This window comes from Pedobacter quisquiliarum (assembly GCF_014642175.1).
GTDB lineage: Bacteria > Bacteroidota > Bacteroidia > Sphingobacteriales > Sphingobacteriaceae > Pedobacter > Pedobacter quisquiliarum.
Genome location: NZ_BMIL01000013.1, coordinates 53844 through 70825, shown reverse-complemented (window position 1 = coordinate 70825; position 16982 = coordinate 53844). Strand labels below are relative to the sequence as shown.

Annotated in this window: 14 protein-coding genes; 1 reads left to right on the top strand and 13 read right to left on the bottom strand. The window is 43.7% G+C overall.

Annotated features, from left to right (window positions below; translation table 11 throughout):
* Positions 1 to 429 precede the first annotated feature (429 nt).
* From rpsU to IEW69_RS16205, 4 genes are all read right to left on the bottom strand, one after another.
* Positions 430 to 624 (bottom strand): 30S ribosomal protein S21, encoded by a 195-nt coding sequence (rpsU, locus tag IEW69_RS16220; protein ID WP_188627933.1) that lies wholly within the window; start codon positions 622 to 624, stop codon positions 430 to 432.
* Between the two features lie 404 nt (positions 625 to 1028).
* Positions 1029 to 2201, bottom strand: a complete 1173-nt coding sequence (locus IEW69_RS16215) for an acyl-CoA dehydrogenase family protein (RefSeq protein ID WP_188627932.1) — start codon at positions 2199 to 2201, stop codon at positions 1029 to 1031.
* 131 nt (positions 2202 to 2332) lie between these two features.
* Complete coding sequence (locus tag IEW69_RS16210; protein WP_188627931.1) at positions 2333 to 2863, bottom strand: adenine phosphoribosyltransferase; 531 nt, start codon at positions 2861 to 2863, stop codon at positions 2333 to 2335.
* Positions 2864 to 2865: 2 nt separating this feature from the next.
* Entirely contained in the window at positions 2866 to 3771 is a 906-nt protein-coding gene (locus IEW69_RS16205; protein ID WP_188627930.1) for a ComEA family DNA-binding protein, read from the bottom strand.
* Positions 3772 to 3841: 70 nt separating this feature from the next.
* Here IEW69_RS16205 and IEW69_RS16200 point away from each other — a divergent pair, with 70 nt between their 5' ends.
* Positions 3842 to 5593 carry a bifunctional lysophospholipid acyltransferase family protein/GNAT family N-acetyltransferase gene (locus tag IEW69_RS16200; RefSeq protein ID WP_188627929.1) on the top strand — a complete coding sequence of 584 codons (1752 nt, stop codon included), beginning with the start codon at positions 3842 to 3844 and terminating at the stop codon, positions 5591 to 5593.
* Between the two features lie 113 nt (positions 5594 to 5706).
* Here the strand turns inward: IEW69_RS16200 and IEW69_RS16195 are convergent, their stop codons facing one another.
* The 9 genes from IEW69_RS16195 to rpsT all read right to left on the bottom strand — a co-directional run bounded on the left by IEW69_RS16195 (position 5707) and on the right by rpsT (position 16836).
* Positions 5707 to 7128 (bottom strand): beta-helix domain-containing protein, encoded by a 1422-nt coding sequence (locus tag IEW69_RS16195; protein WP_188627928.1) that lies wholly within the window; start codon positions 7126 to 7128, stop codon positions 5707 to 5709.
* A 231-nt stretch (positions 7129 to 7359) separates the two neighbouring features.
* Positions 7360 to 10164, bottom strand: coding sequence for a TonB-dependent receptor (locus tag IEW69_RS16190; RefSeq protein WP_188627927.1), 2805 nt, complete (start codon positions 10162 to 10164; stop codon positions 7360 to 7362).
* Between the two features lie 111 nt (positions 10165 to 10275).
* Entirely contained in the window at positions 10276 to 10803 is a 528-nt protein-coding gene (locus tag IEW69_RS16185; protein WP_188627926.1) for an Mpo1 family 2-hydroxy fatty acid dioxygenase, read from the bottom strand.
* 183 nt (positions 10804 to 10986) lie between these two features.
* Positions 10987 to 12549: a ribonuclease Y gene (rny, locus tag IEW69_RS16180; protein WP_188627925.1), complete on the bottom strand. Its 1563-nt coding sequence runs from the start codon at positions 12547 to 12549 to the stop codon at positions 10987 to 10989.
* Between the two features lie 157 nt (positions 12550 to 12706).
* Complete coding sequence (locus tag IEW69_RS16175) at positions 12707 to 12997, bottom strand: cell division protein ZapA (RefSeq protein WP_188627924.1); 291 nt, start codon at positions 12995 to 12997, stop codon at positions 12707 to 12709.
* Positions 12998 to 13029: 32 nt separating this feature from the next.
* Positions 13030 to 13320 (bottom strand): coiled-coil domain-containing protein, encoded by a 291-nt coding sequence (locus IEW69_RS16170; RefSeq protein WP_188627923.1) that lies wholly within the window; start codon positions 13318 to 13320, stop codon positions 13030 to 13032.
* Between the two features lie 49 nt (positions 13321 to 13369).
* Complete coding sequence (gene pheT / locus IEW69_RS16165) at positions 13370 to 15766, bottom strand: phenylalanine--tRNA ligase subunit beta (protein WP_188627922.1); 2397 nt, start codon at positions 15764 to 15766, stop codon at positions 13370 to 13372.
* A 58-nt stretch (positions 15767 to 15824) separates the two neighbouring features.
* Positions 15825 to 16523: a RadC family protein gene (gene radC / locus IEW69_RS16160; protein ID WP_188627921.1), complete on the bottom strand. Its 699-nt coding sequence runs from the start codon at positions 16521 to 16523 to the stop codon at positions 15825 to 15827.
* A 58-nt stretch (positions 16524 to 16581) separates the two neighbouring features.
* The gene (gene rpsT / locus IEW69_RS16155; protein ID WP_188627920.1) at positions 16582 to 16836 is read right to left on the bottom strand and encodes a 30S ribosomal protein S20; all 255 of its coding nucleotides are present in this window, start codon (positions 16834 to 16836) and stop codon (positions 16582 to 16584) included.
* Positions 16837 to 16982 lie beyond the last annotated feature (146 nt).

Genomic DNA, 16982 nt, shown 5'->3' with positions numbered 1-16982 from the left:
TTGTGTTGCCATATTCATGTCGATAGTTTAAAGTTACACTATTGACACAGTTTGTGAAACACCCTCTTTGATAATGAGTAAATGATAATCCAAATTGCCCATCCAATACCGCCGTCTTTCTAGCCGATCGATCAAAATATAGCTAACCATCGTCCGTTTCATCACCTATTTCTATCCAGCATTTATAACGAAAATGTCTGCTGCTTCCGTCTCAACAATCAACGTCATAATTTCTTTCATTTTTAGGTTTCTTACCATCGAGTTCAAATTCCTTTTTCTCAATTGATCCGCTAAGGATCTAAACCCAAAATTAACTGGAAACAACTTATTTCCAAAACCCGCAAAGTCAAATGACTCTAAAAACCCTCATACAAAAAAAGCGTCTGTAAATTGCTTTACAGACGCTCTTCTTTATGTATTGAAAAGAAACTAGATTGTTCCTTCTAATTGCATATTTTGTTTGTAGATAGCATGTCTTACTTGCATGCGACGAGCTACAGATTTTTTCTCGTATGCCTGACGACTACGCAGTTCTCTCAAAACTCCAGTTTTCTCAAACTTCTTTTTGAAACGTTTTAGCGCTTTATCTAATGATTCGCCGTCTTTAATATTAATGATGATCATAACGTTGAAATACCTCCTCTCGTTGTTTTTAGGACTGCAAAGGTAGCATAAAATATTTATGAATCAGCACAATAATTAAACGTACCTAATATTAAATTCGTAAAACAACGGGCAAGGTTCATACCAGCGTCGTACCAACATCGTACCAGCTTCGGGATTGATCCGGCATCTATACGGCATCGACCCGCCCTCTACCCGGCACTAGACGGGTACAGCCGTATCAACACCGTGTTTACGCCGGGTAGACCCCGGATTGACCTGCAAGTTGAACCGCTATAGCCGCCGTGTAGCGTCCACATTGTGCCGGAGAAAAATGAGCACAAAAAAAATCCGGCACCTCAAATGGAAAGGGCCGGATTTACAAAATATTTGGTTAGAATATGTTTGATGGATGGTATTCGTGTTTATGCATTTAAAATTTCCCGTGCGATAACAATCTTCTGGATCTCTGAAGTACCCTCGCCAATCGTGCACAGCTTACTGTCGCGATAAAACTTCTCTACCGGGAAGTCTTTCGTGTAGCCATAACCGCCAAAGATCTGCACCGCATCGGTACTCACCTTTACGGACACTTCTGAAGCGAAGTATTTGGCCATTGCCGACTCCTTCGTCATCTTTAGTCCACGGTTTTTCATGTCCGCAGCTTGTCTGATCAATAGGTCCGCAGCTTCGATCTCCGTAGCCATGTCCGCCAGTTTGAAGCTGATGCCCTGGAAGTTTGCAATAGGCTGTCCGAATTGGTGGCGCTCTTTAGCATACGCTACTGCTGCTTCGTACGCACCTTTGGCAATACCTAAAGATAATGCAGCAATGGAGATCCTACCACCGTCAAGCACTTTCATGGCTTGTTTAAAGCCCTCCCCTTCTACGCCCAACAGGTTTTCCTTTGGAACCCTGCAGTTGTCGAAGATCATCTCTGTGGTTTCCGAAGCACGCATGCCCAGCTTGTTTTCTTTCTTACCTGCAGAGAAGCCCGGTGTACCGCGCTCTACTACAATGGCAGAAATACCTGCAGAACTGCCAGACTCACCGGTACGTACCATTACGACGGCAATGTCTCCTGAGTTACCATGGGTAATCCAGTTCTTGGTACCATTGATCACGTATTCGTCGCCTTCCAGCTTGGCTGTGGTCATCATCCTAAGGGCATCAGAACCGGTATTGGCTTCGGTAAGTCCCCAGGCGCCAATCCATTCAGCTGTAGCCAGCTTAGGCAACCATTTCGCTTTCTGCTCCTCGTTACCGAAAGCAAGTATATGTCCTGTACAAAGTGAGTTGTGTGCAGCTAGTGAAAGCCCTATGGAGCCGCAAACTTTAGAAATGCCGACAATGACATCTACATATTCCTGGTAGCCGAATCCGGAACCACCATAGTTTTCAGGTACCAAAACGCCCATTAAACCAAGCTCACCAAGTTTTTTGAATACGTCGACAGGGAAGGTTTGTGCCTCGTCCCATTCCATCACATGTTCGCGGATGTGTTTCTCCGCAAAGTCCTTAACCATACTCCTGACCATCATCTGGTTCTCTGATACAGAAAAGCTGTATCCCGTGGTTTCACTTAATGTTTCAAGCATGTTGTTGTGTTGATTTTGACAATGATAAAGAAATATTACAACAGCAAATGCAACAAAATATTTGCCCCAAAACAGAATGAAATGGTATTTAGTTCATTATATCGATTGGATAATCCCTCAACGCGTAAAACCTATCGGTAAGAAGCTAATGAAAAAGTAAGGGGCCTAAATTCTTCCAGCTTTTCCCGACCGTTAAGAAAATCTAAGCCGATGATAAAGGAGAAAGCAGTCACTTCAGCGCCCAGCTGCTGGATCAATTTTGAGGCCGCTACAACGGTTCCTCCAGTTGCAAGCAAGTCGTCATGAACCAGCACTTTTTGTCCCGCTTCCAATGCATCTTCATGCAATTCCAGTATTGCACTCCCATATTCCAGGTTACACGCTTGCTGAATGGTTTTAAAAGGTAATTTACCAGCTTTGCGGATGGGCACGAATGGCACTTTCAGGGCTTGTGCCAGCAACATGCCGAACAGGAAACCGCGACTTTCAATTCCGGCTACTACATCTACCTGAACACCGGAAAGGCGTTCAGCCAGGGCCTGCGTGATTTCTGCACAAAGTGCAGCATCTTTAAGGATTGGCGTAATGTCTTTGAAAATGATGCCTGGCTTTGGGAAATCAGCTACATCTCTAACGGTGTCTTTAATTTTGGACTCGATCATATCTAAAAAGAAAAATACGGCACCAGCTTGTCTACAGTTTCTGCAGGCAGAATTGCTACCTTTTTTAAGTCTGCAAAACTACTGTAATTTCCGTGTTGTTTCCTATATTCTATAATCGCATTCACCTGTTTATACCTGAGGTATGGATGTTGCCTTAAGGTTTCAAAGTCTGCAGTATTGATGTTAATCTTCCTCACCTGGCCTTCATCAATCTTAATTTGTGGCCGGATCTGCTCATAATGCGCACTGTCTATACCAAACACTTCCAAGAGCTGTTCTGGTCGTGCAAATCCCCCGAGACGTTCCCGGTATTTGTAGATCCGCCTTGCAAAGGTGGGTCCGATTCCGTTAATGGCCTGCATGCCCATTGTATCCAGTCCATTTAGTTCGTAGACAACCACAGCGCTTGTATTGGCTGCTCGATTTGCCTTGGTGGTTGAATACGTTCTGAAACGAACTTGCGAAATGCTGTCTTTGATCTGCACATAAGGCTTTAGTTGCTGATAGATCTCGGGCCGTATGGTGTACATTTTTTGTAAATCTTCCGCTTTGCGGAACCGCCCACCCTTCTGCCGGTACTTAATGATCGCACCTGCCTGCTTCGGAGAAAGTCCAAAACCCTGCCAGCCCTGCTGGTCTAAGGTATTCGGATCAAAAGCATGTAGCTTGATTTTAGGGCTAGCCGCTTTCGCTTCGTAAGCATTGTTTTGCGCCGCTGGGTTCTTAATTGTGCCTTCCAAGTTCAAAGCCTGAATTTCCTGAATTTCTGCCTTGGTAGGCGCATCAGGACGAAACCAATTGTACATCCTGGGCAGGGCAAGACAAAGCGTTATGACCACTAACAAGGTGCAGATGCCATTGAATTCTGCCTTTGTAAAATTAAAGTAGCTATTGATCCATTTCCTCATAGACTGGTAGTATAGTCCGGGATTTCACTTTAATAATCATATTTTTGAAAAAAGCTTTAATACCACATTCATGAAGATCATTACCACACAGGAATTCGCAAAAGCCACAAAGATTGACAAACTAGGGGTACCTGGCTTAGCCGCGTTGCTGATGGAGGTTATGAAACTGAATGATATCAACGAAGTGTTTTCAAAAAATGAACACTTTGTGGGCTTGGAGTTCGTGGACAAGATCCTGGAAACCATTGGCGTAAGCATTGAGTTTGATGAACAGGATCTCCGGAATATTCCGAAAACAGGTGCTTTTGTTGCGATTGCCAACCATCCTTATGGCGGTGTAGAAGGCCTTGCACTGGTGAAATTGCTCTGTACCGTAAGACCTGAAGCGAAGGTGATGGTGAACTTTATTTTAAAGAAGATCCCTAACCTGAGCGAGTTCTTTGTGGCGGTGAACCCATTTGAAAATGTACAGCATTCTTCCAGCATCAGCGGCATTAAGGCAACATTAGACCTGCTTAGATCCGGTACGCCAATTGGCATTTTCCCAGCTGGAGAGGTGTCTACCTTTTCACTGGAAAAGCAGGAAATTACAGATCGCCTTTGGCACCCGGTAGTAGGTAAACTTATCGCACGCGCAAAGCTTCCGGTGGTACCTATTTATTTCCACGGCAATAATGGGGTGTTGTTTAACATCCTTAGTTTCATCCACCCCACCCTGCGGACGGCGAAGCTGCCTTCAGAATTCTTGAATAAAAAGGGCTTGAAAATTAAAGTCCGGATCGGGAAGCCAATTGATATCAATGAAATCTCTTACAAGAACAATAGCAACAAGCTGTTGGATTTCCTGCGGGCAAGAACCTATGCCCTAGGCACGGCATTGGAAGAAGAGCGTAAGTTATTTAACCCGATCGGCTTGTTTAAGATCCTGAAGACGCCTAAGCCTGTAATTGAGGAAACTTCAAAAGTGGCAATCTCACAGGAGATTACGCAATTAGAGGATTTCAAGGTTTGGACGGAGAAGCACTACGAGGTGTACATTGCGCCGACAACCAATATTCCGAACATTTTACGAGAGATCGGGCGACTGCGGGAAATTACCTTCCGCGAGGTTGGTGAGGGTACCAATAAGAAAATAGACCTGGATAATTACGACATCTATTATCACCACTTGTTCATCTGGGATAAAGAAGCGCAGCTGATTGTTGGCGCATATCGGATTGGTAAAGGAGATCAGATTCTGGACACCTTCGGCCGCCGGGGCTTTTACCTTTCTGAGTTGTTTAAGATTAAAGAACCATTCTACCCATATTTAAGGAAAGGCATTGAACTTGGCCGCTCCTGGATCAGGAAAGAATACCAACAGAAACCTTTGCCGCTATATCTACTATGGAAAGGTATTTTGAAGTACCTGTTGGACAATCCACAGTATCGTTATATGTTCGGGCCGGTGAGCATCAGCAATAACTTCTCGCAGTTCTCTAAATCGCTGATGGTTGATTTCATTACCAAGAACCACTTTGATTATGATCTTGCAACTTACGTGAAGCCGAAGAACAAGTTTAAAGCAGATTTAAGTCCGATTGATGCGCAACTTCTTGTGGATAGCAGCGATAGTCTTAAGGATCTGGACAGCCTGATTTCGCAGATTGAAAAATCGCACATCAAAATTCCGGTTATGTTAAGGCAGTACCTGAATTTGAATGCAAAGATCATCTGTTTCAACATCGATCCGAAGTTTGCAGATTGCCTGGATGGATTTCTAGTCGTGGATATGCAGAATATCCCTGCAGAGATGCTGGAGAAGATTGGGAAGAATATGTAGCTATTCTAACACAAGTTCTTTTGATTGATATACACCTTAATTTTATAACAAAAAAACGCGCAGGTCTCTCGACTCTGCGCGTTCTAGTTTTAGATTATTTAACACACAATGTTCTAGAATGAAGCACCAGTGGCAGCAGCTGATCCAGCTTTTACCGTGAAGTTAGGTGCTGTAAGGCTGTAAGGTGCATTTAGAAGTGCATCAGCAGCAGTCTTGTCAATGATTACGTTACCTTTTGAAGTTAAGTAGGTTTTTAGAAGATCTACGTTAGCGAAGGAAGGTGTAGAACCACTTACCATAACTTCAGGATTCCCTTTAGTAGTTTCTGGAAGATCTCTGACAGTTGAATATATGTTATTTTTGATCAATGAAGTTCCATCAGTTAGGGCATCTCCAGTTTCCTTATCACGGATATCGATTCCATATTTGGCATTGATGAAGATCGAATTTGCTAATACCATTTTAGAACCTCTTCTCCAAAGGTTTGCATTCTCATGTTTACCATCGCTCGGTGTACCCGGGCCGATTAGGGTAAGGTTTGAAATTACCGGACGCGTTCTAGGCTCAGTTGTGAAAGCTTTTTCAGAGTTGTCTGATTCAATACCATTAGATTGTCCAGCCTGATCTGCTAAAGCAGGATCACGTTGTGCAACTAAGTACTGTAGTTTACCTGAATAACCATTATCGAAGTCAAATACATCATCAATATTAGCGATTGAAACCAAGTGTTTCGCATTAACGTTTCCACCAAACCATTCGTAGGAATCATCACCAGAATAAGAAACTTGTAAGTAGTCTACAGTAGTGTTTTTCCCAACGGAGCCAAAGGTGATTCCATTGATTTCATTTCCTGGCTGAAAAGCAATACCAGGGAATTCTACGCGAACATATTTTAATGCGCCAGAGTTATCATCGTCATTCGTACCGCCGTGTTTACCTAAAGGTTCTGTGAAACCACCTTCAATGATTCCTTCACCACCTGGAATATTGTTTTTCGCTTTTCCGAGGATTAGTAACCCACCCCAGTCACCTGGCGCTCTTGAACCGACTGCTTTGTTTGACGTGAAAATAATTGGCTTAGATGCAGTACCCTCAGCCATCAATTTTCCACCTCTGGTTACAACTAAAGAAGCTTTTGATGCCTGATCACCACGGATGATGGTTCCTGCTGGGATCGTCAATGTCACGCCATCCATCACATACACGAAGCCTTTCAACAAGTAAACTTTAGAAGCATCGAGGGTTCTGTTTGCTGAAATTGTACCTTCAAGAGTCTCTGTAGTTGCTGGGTATGTGGTATTTTTAGGATCAAAGTTCGTCCAGTCTTTTGTCCAGTCGGCAGTTCCGAAAGCACCTTTGTAGGCAACTTTATCAAAGAACGAGTCTGCAAGCGCTGTATTCGATTCAGCTGGTGGCGTAACTACTGGAGGTGCAACTGGACCAGCTATAGGATCGTCGCTTTTTGAACAGCTGCTAAATAATGCAGTTCCTGCCACCATTGCGGCTATAAGACTTACGTTAAATTTACTTTTCATGTCTGATATTTTGTTTAATCAAAAATAGAATCGCCTTGTTACGAAGATGTTAGCAATGTGTTACCAATACCTTTGTTTGATGTTAACTTAACATGAACAATTACCGATAAACGCACATACTATTCTTGCCTGAGAAAGCACCTCTAGAAAAACGCTTTACAAAGCAGAAGAGCCTGATCATTATTCATGATACAGGCTCTTCTGCAAAGGTTTTATATGCGTTTACCGGGCTTATTTGATTCGGTAAGAGAAGCCGATGGTTAAGGTTGAGCCAAAGGTATCTGCGATGTTTATCCGATCTGTTTGCTTATCAAAGGCTGCGTCCGGATCAGATCCTTTTGCCTTCTGATAGTAAATCGCACGGTTGTTAAGGATGTCACTATAATTCAGCTTAATCTCGGCTCTGGAGTTTGCAAAACGCTTTGAGAATTGTAAGTCAAGGATGTTTCTTGAATTTTCATAGATATCCGGATCAATTACGTTACCAACTGCCCAGATGCGTTTTCCGATCCTGTTGAATAGTAGACTTACACCAGTTGCATTTTCAACTTTCGAGTTGTACTGCAAGCCTGCATTGATCAAATATGGTGATTGGCCCTGAAGCGGACGTTTACCTGTGCTGTTTACCGTGGTCGATACCTTTACTTCTGATTTCATGTAAGAAGCATTCGCACTGAAGGTAAAGTTTTTCAAGCGCTCGCTGATTAAATCCAAAGGTCTTCTAAATTCCATTTCAATTCCGTACAACGTCGCGGACTCAGAATTTCCATATCCGAAGATTCTTCCGGTGCTACCCAACTCTAAACGTTGTTCTATCGGTAGATCAAAGTTTTTGTAAAAGGCAGATACCGAGAACACCTGGCCTGCAGATGGGTAAAGCGCATAGCCAAGATCCACGTTGGTGGTTTTTGATTGCTTCAAGTTCGGGTTACCCACAACAGATACGTTCTTATTGAAGTCATAAAATCCGAATGGCGCAATCTCTCTGAACTCTGGGCGACCAACCGTCTGTGAACCAGATAATCTTAAACTGGCTTTTTCAGTTAAATTATAGATCAGGTTTGCAGAAGGTAAAAGATTAACATACGTTGTATCTACGTTGATTGCTGTACCAGCATTGTCGGCACTGTTTAGTTTCTGGTTATAGGATTCTAACCTTGCGCCCAAACCAACCCGTAGCTTTTCAGTTACAAATCCGTCGAACATTGCATATCCTGCATTCAAGAAGGAGTTTGCATCGTAGATATCAGAACCATTGGTGATGTCACTTAATACAAAGCCGTTTTCACGAATGTTCTCCGGTGCAAAAATCTGGTTTTGCGGTAGGGTAAGCAGGTCCGTATCAAACTGACCGTTTCTGATGAAACCAAGTACGCGTGCTGCAAAGTCGCGCTTCCTGTATTGACCGAAATAGCCGAGTTTAATTTTATTTTTATCTTGAATCCATTTCACTGGTATGGTCACATCGAAAGCACCACCATATAGGTTTTCGTTTAATGAAGAGTTGAAATCACCGGCAAGTCTTGGATCAGCCTGTCCTGAAGAAGGGATACTTACACGGGTGTAACCACCTTGTCCACTCTCCTGCTGATATTCCATCCGCTTGAAGCCTGGCTCTTTACGGTCTGTATTTGCAAAGTTTAAGTTCCAGTCTAATTTGATTTTGCTGTTTTCTGATAACTGGTGGTTACCGCTAAGCTGGGTAGAGATCAGGGAACGTTGAAGCAGGTAGTCTGCAGTTCTGAAGAAGCCACTGCCGGAATCGTCAATGCCTTCACGAGCGGTGAACTGGTTTTCAAGTACACGGTTGTAGATGTTTTTCAACGCGATCTTGTTGGTTCCCCATGAATACGCAAAGTTCGCTAAACCACCAATGTTGGTGTTGTAGTTATATACGTTATCATTGAATATGTCACCTACAGCATCGCCCATATAGGCAATCTGCTCGCTTTTACGTAAACGTTCGTCGTAGCGGTAAGAAAGGGATAACACGGTACCAAACTGGCTGTCATCCTTAAATCTCTTGCTGGTTCCGTAGTTCGCCTGGAAGATGGGCCCTAATACAGACTTTACGTTGTTGTATCCCCAGTTATTTGAAAATTGCTTGGAAAGTGCAACACGCTCCGCAATTGGTAGCTCCAGGTAAGTACTTCTTGAAGGGAAATTAGCTGGGATCTCCCGGTTTTTGCTGGCAAAGCCGAAGACTTCACCGCTGCCTCTTTCGGACCGCTGGAAATCTTTGAATGCAGACTGGAAGTTATATGCTGTACCTAATGAGAAGTTCAGGAATTTGGCATCCGGAAAATCCTTGGTCGTTACTTGTACAACGCCGCCGGAGAAATCGCCAGGGATATCCGCCGATGCGGTTTTATTTACCACGATGGCATCGATCAGGTTAGATGGGAGGATATCGAAGGAGAATGCTTTTTTGTCTACCTCTGTATTTGGAAGCACGGCGTTGTTCAGCATAGCTGAATTGTAGCGGTCTGAGAGTCCCCTTACGACGATAAACTTGTTGTCCTGAATACTTGCACCACTCACACGTTTAAGTACTTCTGAGGTGTTTTTATCCGGACTTCTGCGGATAAGTTCTGCAGAGATTCCGCTGGAAATGTTGATGCTGGCCTTTTGATTCGCATAAAGGTTGTTTACCGATTCCTGGCTGGCCTTAAAGGTGATCTTTACCTCTGATAGGTTGTTGTCTGCGGATTCTTCAAGCACCACGTTCAGTGGCGTTGTGGCGTTCTCTTTAATTTCTACATCTGAGATGGTCTGGGTCACATAACCTACGTAGGATACCTCCAGGTTATATTTTCCGGTTGCCAGTCCGGCGATCATAAATCTGCCTTCGATGTCGGTTGAAGCACCCAATCTGGTGCCTGCAATTCTAACGGTGACCCCTACCAGGGTTTCGCCGGTTTTCTTATCAACCACGGTTCCGGAAACTTTCCCAATTGGTGCAGCAATAAGGATATTGCTGATAAAAAGAAGTAGAAGGGTTAATACGCCAAGCGTATAATTAACTTTTGCTTTCAATTTGCTTAATTTTAATTTAAAGCAAAAGTAGTTGGAGCTTGTTAGCTCAAAGTTAGCCCAGTATTACCATTCATTTAATGGTATGTTAAGTAGATGTTAAATCGGCCTTGACTAGTATTTCAGGCCTATTTTTTTGCAAATGAAGTGTAAAAGCCAGATTGGGCCGATTAACAGAAATTTAACATCATCCAGAAAGGATGGTTTTTTACCTTCTACTTTGTGTCCAAAAAACTGCCCTGCCCAGCTTAATACGAAGATTACGAGTGCAGATACCCACATCGCCGGGCCTCCACTTTGCTCCCATTTCTCCAGCATAACGATGAAAAAACTCATGATAAACACCGCAAGCAGCATGAAATAAGACATTACCGGCGAAAGTTTGTAGTAGTAATAGATGGCAAAGGCAATGAGGAAGGATGCCCAGTTCACAAAGCCATTGTACTTGCCAAGAAAGGCCAGCTGTGGGAAAGGAATGGCCCAGACAAGCGCCAGCAGGCTAAAGACAATCAGCGGAACGCAGATCCAGTGGATAAGTTTATTGGTGGGGTTCTGGTGACTCTCCGCGTACTTGTCGAAAAGTACATCGATTTCCCTTTTTGGTGCTTGTTTTACTGCGGTTTGTTTCTGGATTTTGGCCATGGTGTAAAAATAAAAAAAGCGGCAGATAAACTGCCGCTTTCTAAGTTTAATAATTAGGATTGATCTGGTTTTTACTGCTTGATCTGCCTTTTGTGGCAGATTACCTTAATCCTGTATTGTTGTTAGTCTTGTATTGTTGTTAAACCTGTATTGTGGTTAATCCTGTACTATTGCTAATCTTATCTATTTTGCAAAAGATACGGAACGTGTTTCACGGATTACCGTAACCTTGATCTGACCTGGGTAGGTCATCTCCGTTTGAATGCGGTTCGAGATATCAGCAGCAAGCAGTTCTGCTTGTTGATCTGTTACGCGTTCGCTTTCTACAACAACCCTTAACTCACGACCTGCTTGGATAGCGAATGTTTTCTCTACACCTGGGTACGAAAGCGCAAGTTCTTCAAGTTCTTTCAAACGTTTGATATAACTTTCCACAACCTCGCGACGTGCTCCCGGACGTGCACCAGAGATGGCATCACATGCCTGAATGATTGGAGAGATCATGGAAGTCATTTCAATCTCGTCGTGGTGGGCACCAATTGCATTACAAATTTCAGGGTGTTCCTTATATTTTTCAGCTAGCTGCATACCAAGGATTGCGTGAGGTAGTTCTGGATTATCGTCAGGCACTTTACCGATATCATGTAGTAGTCCTGCACGTTTCGCCATTTTTGCGTTTAAACCTAGTTCTGCAGCCATGGTTGCGCAGAAGTTCGCAACCTCGCGAGAGTGATGCAACAGGTTTTGTCCATAAGAAGAACGGTAACGCATACGGCCCACCATACGGATTAACTCCGGGTGTAAACCATGGATGCCAAGGTCAATCACGGTACGCTCACCGATTTCAACGATTTCATCTTCAATCTGCTTTTTGGTTTTAGCAACGACCTCTTCGATACGTGCCGGGTGAATACGTCCGTCGGTTACCAGGCGGTGTAATGCAAGTCGTGCGATTTCTCTTCTTACCGGGTCAAAACCCGAAAGAATGATGGCTTCCGGGGTGTCATCTACGATGATCTCGATACCGGTAGCGGCTTCAAGCGCACGGATGTTACGGCCTTCACGACCGATAACGCGGCCTTTGATCTCATCGCTTTCAATGTGGAACACAGAAACGGTGTTTTCTATTGCCGCTTCTACTGCAGTACGCTGAATGGTTTGAATTACGACTTTCTTAGCCTCTTTAGTTGCAGTAAGTTTTGCTTCATCTACAATATCTTTAACCTGAATCATGGCTTGTGCCCTGGCTTCAGTTTTCATGTTTTCTACAAGTTGATTTCTGGCTTCTTCAGCACTTAGACCTGCGATGGTCTCCAGCTGCTTCACGTGCTGGGTTTTCAGGTGTTCTACTTCTTCCTGCTTCTTAACCGCGATGTCTGTTTGTTTCTCCAGGTTCTTGCGCTGATTGTCAAGTTCCTGCTCCTTACGGTTCATGTTTTCCAGCTTCTGGTTGAGAGATTGCTCCTTTTGTTTAAGGGCATTCTCACGCTGGTTGATCTGATTGTTTTTGGTATTAACTTCCTGCTCGTGTTCACCTTTTAGTTGAAGGAACTTCTCCTTAGCTTCAAGCAAACGGTCTTTCTTCATGATCTCCGCTTTGGTCTCTGCGTCTTTGAGCATCTTTTTAACCTTCGTTTGAGCAGCGACCTCCTGCTTTTTTAACAAATTCCGCAACAGGTATCTTCCTGTTATAATCCCGACTGCAAGGCCGGCGAGTATGTATCCTATTATTCCTACTATTTCCATTTTATTTATTATATAAAAAAACCGTTATTAAATTTAAATTCCTTGTACATACCAGTAAAAGGAGCAAGTCTGTTGAACTTTCACCTTTTAAAATTATAATAATGAAACTTAAAATTTAACAACGGTTAAATTTCTTTGCTAATGTATAAAGAACACCCTATTTCGAAAAGAAGTCGTTTAATAAATTATCCAGCTCTTCTATTTTTTCAGTCACGGCCGTATCCTGATCCTGCACCTTTGATTCAACCCTTAAAGCGGCTGTTGCATAGTGCAGCAAGGCCATAGAGAGTAAATCCTGCTTATCTCGTACCGCATAATTTTCCTGATAATCTTTGATACGCTCGTTGATAACCTTGGCGGCACGCCTAACGATTTCCTCCTCTTCCGTAGCAACCTTTAAAGGATAGATACGGTCGGCAATAGATATTTTAATCGAGATTTCTCCCATTGCTTAGCTTTGTTTCACTATTATGGTATGGCTCATTTCTTCAGTAATACAACACACTTGTCTATCTCCCGTACAAATTCATTGATTTTCTGTTTGATGTCAAGCGACTTCTCGGATGTACCTTCCAGGCTTTTGGCAAGCTTTAAAACCCTTAGCTTATCCTCCAGTTCGGTATTCTTGTTTCTTGAGCTTGTTAAAGCAGTTTTAACAGATTCATTCTCCTGTTTCAGCAGATCATTTTCCTCCTGAAGTGCATTACATAGCTCGATCAGGCGAGTAGTTTTATGTAGTACGGAATCTAATTGTTCTGCAACGGTGGACATTTGATTTCTGTTTGCTAACTGTTAAACCTTGCTAAAATAAAAAAATATATTATTTCCTTATCTCTGCTTTTGCTGTTTGGGCTAAGTTAGAAATAATCTTTTGCATCACAGCATCGATTTGCTTATCGGTTAATGTCTGCTGCTCATCCTGTAAGGTGAAACTTAAAGCATAAGATTTCTTGCCCTCTGGTATCTTATCGCCCATGTAAACATCGAATACCTGAATGTTTTTGATCAGCTTCTTCTCTGTTTTGAAAGCAATGCCTTTCAGGTCTTCAAAAGTAACCGCAAGATCAACGTACATAGATAAGTCTCTTCGCACAGCCGGATATTTTGGAATATCCTTGTTTACGATCTTGTTTTTCTTAACCATATCCATCAGTAGCGCCCAGTCAAAATCTGCATAGAAGACTGCTTTGTCTACATCTGCAGTCTTCAGGTCCTTCGCTGTCGCGGCTCCGAAAGTCACAATGGCTTTGTCGCCACGGAAATACTTCAAGCCATAAGCGAAATTCTCATCCGCAACTTCTGCCACCTGATAAGTGCCTAAACCAAGTCTGCTCATCACGGCGTCAACAGTTGCCTTCAGGTGATAGAAACTTACTGCACGCGGTTTCTGATTCCACTGCTCGGTTTCCAGGTTCCCGGAGATTAACACCAGCAAGCGTGGCCTTTCGACGTATTGCGCATTGATCAGGTGGTAAGTTTTCCCAAACTCGTAAAACTTCAGGTCCGGGCGTTTGCGGTTCTGGTTGTAAGCAACACTTTCCAATGCCGGCATAAGCAGGCTCTGGCGCATTACATTCAGGTCGGCGCTAAGTGGGTTCAGGATTCTTACGGCCTCGTCTTCGTTTTTAGAATAGGCGGCCTTTGTTAAAGAGTTGCACCAGATTTCAAGGAACCCATTGGCCGTTAACATATCGGCGATCACATGCTGTGTGAACTCGCGACCCGGTTTAACACCATAGGACAAGCTGGCGTTGACCTTTGTTGGGATTGGAATATTGTTGTAACCATAAATTCGAAGTACCTCTTCTGTCACGTCACACTCGCGGGTAACATCAACTTTGTAAGCTGGCACCTGAAGTGTTAAACCACCTTCAGTTTCTGCAGTAACACGCATGCCTAGTGCTTCTATGATTTCTTTGATTTGCGTCTCTGGAATTTGAACCCCGATCAAAGATTGGATGTTCTCGTAGCTTACTTCAACGTCAAAGGGGTTAATTGAAATTGGATATAGATCTCCTACCTGACTGCTGATGGTGCCACCAGCAAGTTCCTGGATCAGGAGCGCTGCGCGTTTTAAAGCATAAACGGTGATCTCCGGATCGGTACCACGCTCATAGCGGAAAGACGAATCTGTCTTCAGGCCGTGTCTTTTGGCAGTCTTACGCACGCTCACCGCGTTGAAGTAAGCACTCTCCAGGAAGATGTTTGTGGTTTGTTCCGTAACACCCGAATTCTTACCGCCATATACACCGGCAATGGTCATCGGTCCTGCTTCATCACAGATCATCAGATCTTCAGCGGAAAGCTTGCGTTCTACACCGTCTAGCGTAATGAAAGGCGTACCCTCCGCACACTTCTGCACGATTACACCACCTTTGATCTGGTCGGCATCAAACGCGTGGAGCGGCTGACCAAGGTCGTGCAACACGTAGTTCGTAATGTCTACAATATTATTAATCGGACGGATACCGATTACCTTCAAACGGTCCTGTAACCAATCTGGTGAGGGTTTAACTGTTACCCCCGAAATGGTCACACTGCTATAGCGTGGACACGCAGTCTCATCCGTTACACGCACAGGAATACTTAGGGATTCGTCAGACACCTGGAAGGCTTCTACTTCCGGCATCTGAACAGACGATCGGAAATAAGCAGCCAGATCTCTCGCTACACCAAGGTGCGAGGCCGCATCTGCGCGATTAGGTGTTAACCCGATCTCGAAGACGTAATCATCTTCCATCTGGAAGTGATCTTTTGCTGCAATCCCGATCTGGGTACTATCATCCAGCACCATAATGCCGGCATGCGAGCCACCAAGTCCGATTTCATCTTCAGCACATAACATGCCTTCAGAAACTTCGCCGCGGATTTTAGATTTGTTTATTTTGAAAGGTTCGCCTTCATTCGGGTATACGGTTGTACCTACCGTTGCGACCACTACTTTCTGACCTTCAGCAACGTTCGGGGCACCACAGACAATCTGCAGCAGCTCCGGCCCGCCTACATCTACCGTCGTAACCCGCAGACGATCTGCATTTGGATGCTGTACACAGCTCATTACTTTTCCGATAAGCAGTCCTTCTAAACCACCCACAATCGGCTGTACTTTATCGACATGCTCAACCTCCAAACCGATGTCCGTCAGTATCAAAGAAAGTTCCTGAGGTGTTTTATCCGTTTGAATGAATTGCTTTAGCCAGTTATATGAAATTTTCATCGTTATTCAGTATAAAGCGCAAAGATATAAAATTATGCTGTTGATGGTCCATCAGCCATTAAATCAGCCCTTCATCGCAAAAACTATAGAAGCCATTGTCGGTCAGAATCAAATGATCTACCACCAGCAAGTCGAGCAGCTTCCCTGCTTCAACCAGTTTCTTTGTGAGTTTCAGATCTTCGTTGCTCGGCTTCAGGTTTCCTGAGGGATGATTGTGGGCGAGGATAATGTATGCCGCCTGATGTTCCAGCGCGGTTTTGAAGATGACCTTTGGGTCGGCCACCGTGCCGGATTGTCCCCCTTTGCTGATCAGGTGTTTGGAGCGCACATGGTTGGCGCGGTTCAGCAGCAGCACCCAGAATTCTTCGTGATTGAGATCTGCAAAATCGGATTGGAGACACACAAAGGCATCTCTAGAACTGCTTACCTTGATGATTTCGGGTTTCGCAGTTTCTTTCCTGCGACGTCCAAGCTCCAATGCGGCCACAATGCCGATCGCCTTGGCCTCCCCGATCCCCTTGAATTTGGAGAGTTCTTTAACGCCAGCCTTACCGAAGGCATCCAGATCATGCTGATAAGCACCAAGCATACGTTTACTAAGATCTACAGCGGTTTCATTGCGACTGCCGGAGCCGATCAATATGGCCACCAGCTCTGCGTCCGTCAACTGCCTTCTGCCATGAAGCATCAGCTTCTCCCGGGGCCGGTCGGCTTCGGCCCACATCTTGATTCCTAACTTTTGTTCATATAAATCCATAAACAAAAAAACGGGATAAGCAATGCTTACCCCGTTCGGAATATCGTATAGTATATACTTAGCTTAAGCCATTAACAAATTTAGTTAACTTCGATTTGTTGTTAGCTGCTTTGTTTTTGTGTATAATATTTTTCTTAGCTAAACGGTCTAACATAGAGATCACTTTAGGTAGTAATTCCTGACCAGATTTTTTATCTTCTGCAGCGCGTAGTCTCTTGATGAAAGTACGAGTTGTTTTCGCCTGATACCTGTTGCGTAAACGCTTTGTTGCGTTTGCTCTTATTCTTTTTAAAGCTGATTTATGATTTGCCATTGTTTTTAGCCTATATTTTCTATTTTTTTCGGACTGCAAATATAGAACTAATGTTTTTAATTTACAAAACCCTGGGAAGAATATTTTTATTAACCAATTAAAATACCGGCATTTCCTTCCTATAAAACGCTAAAATACTACTTTTG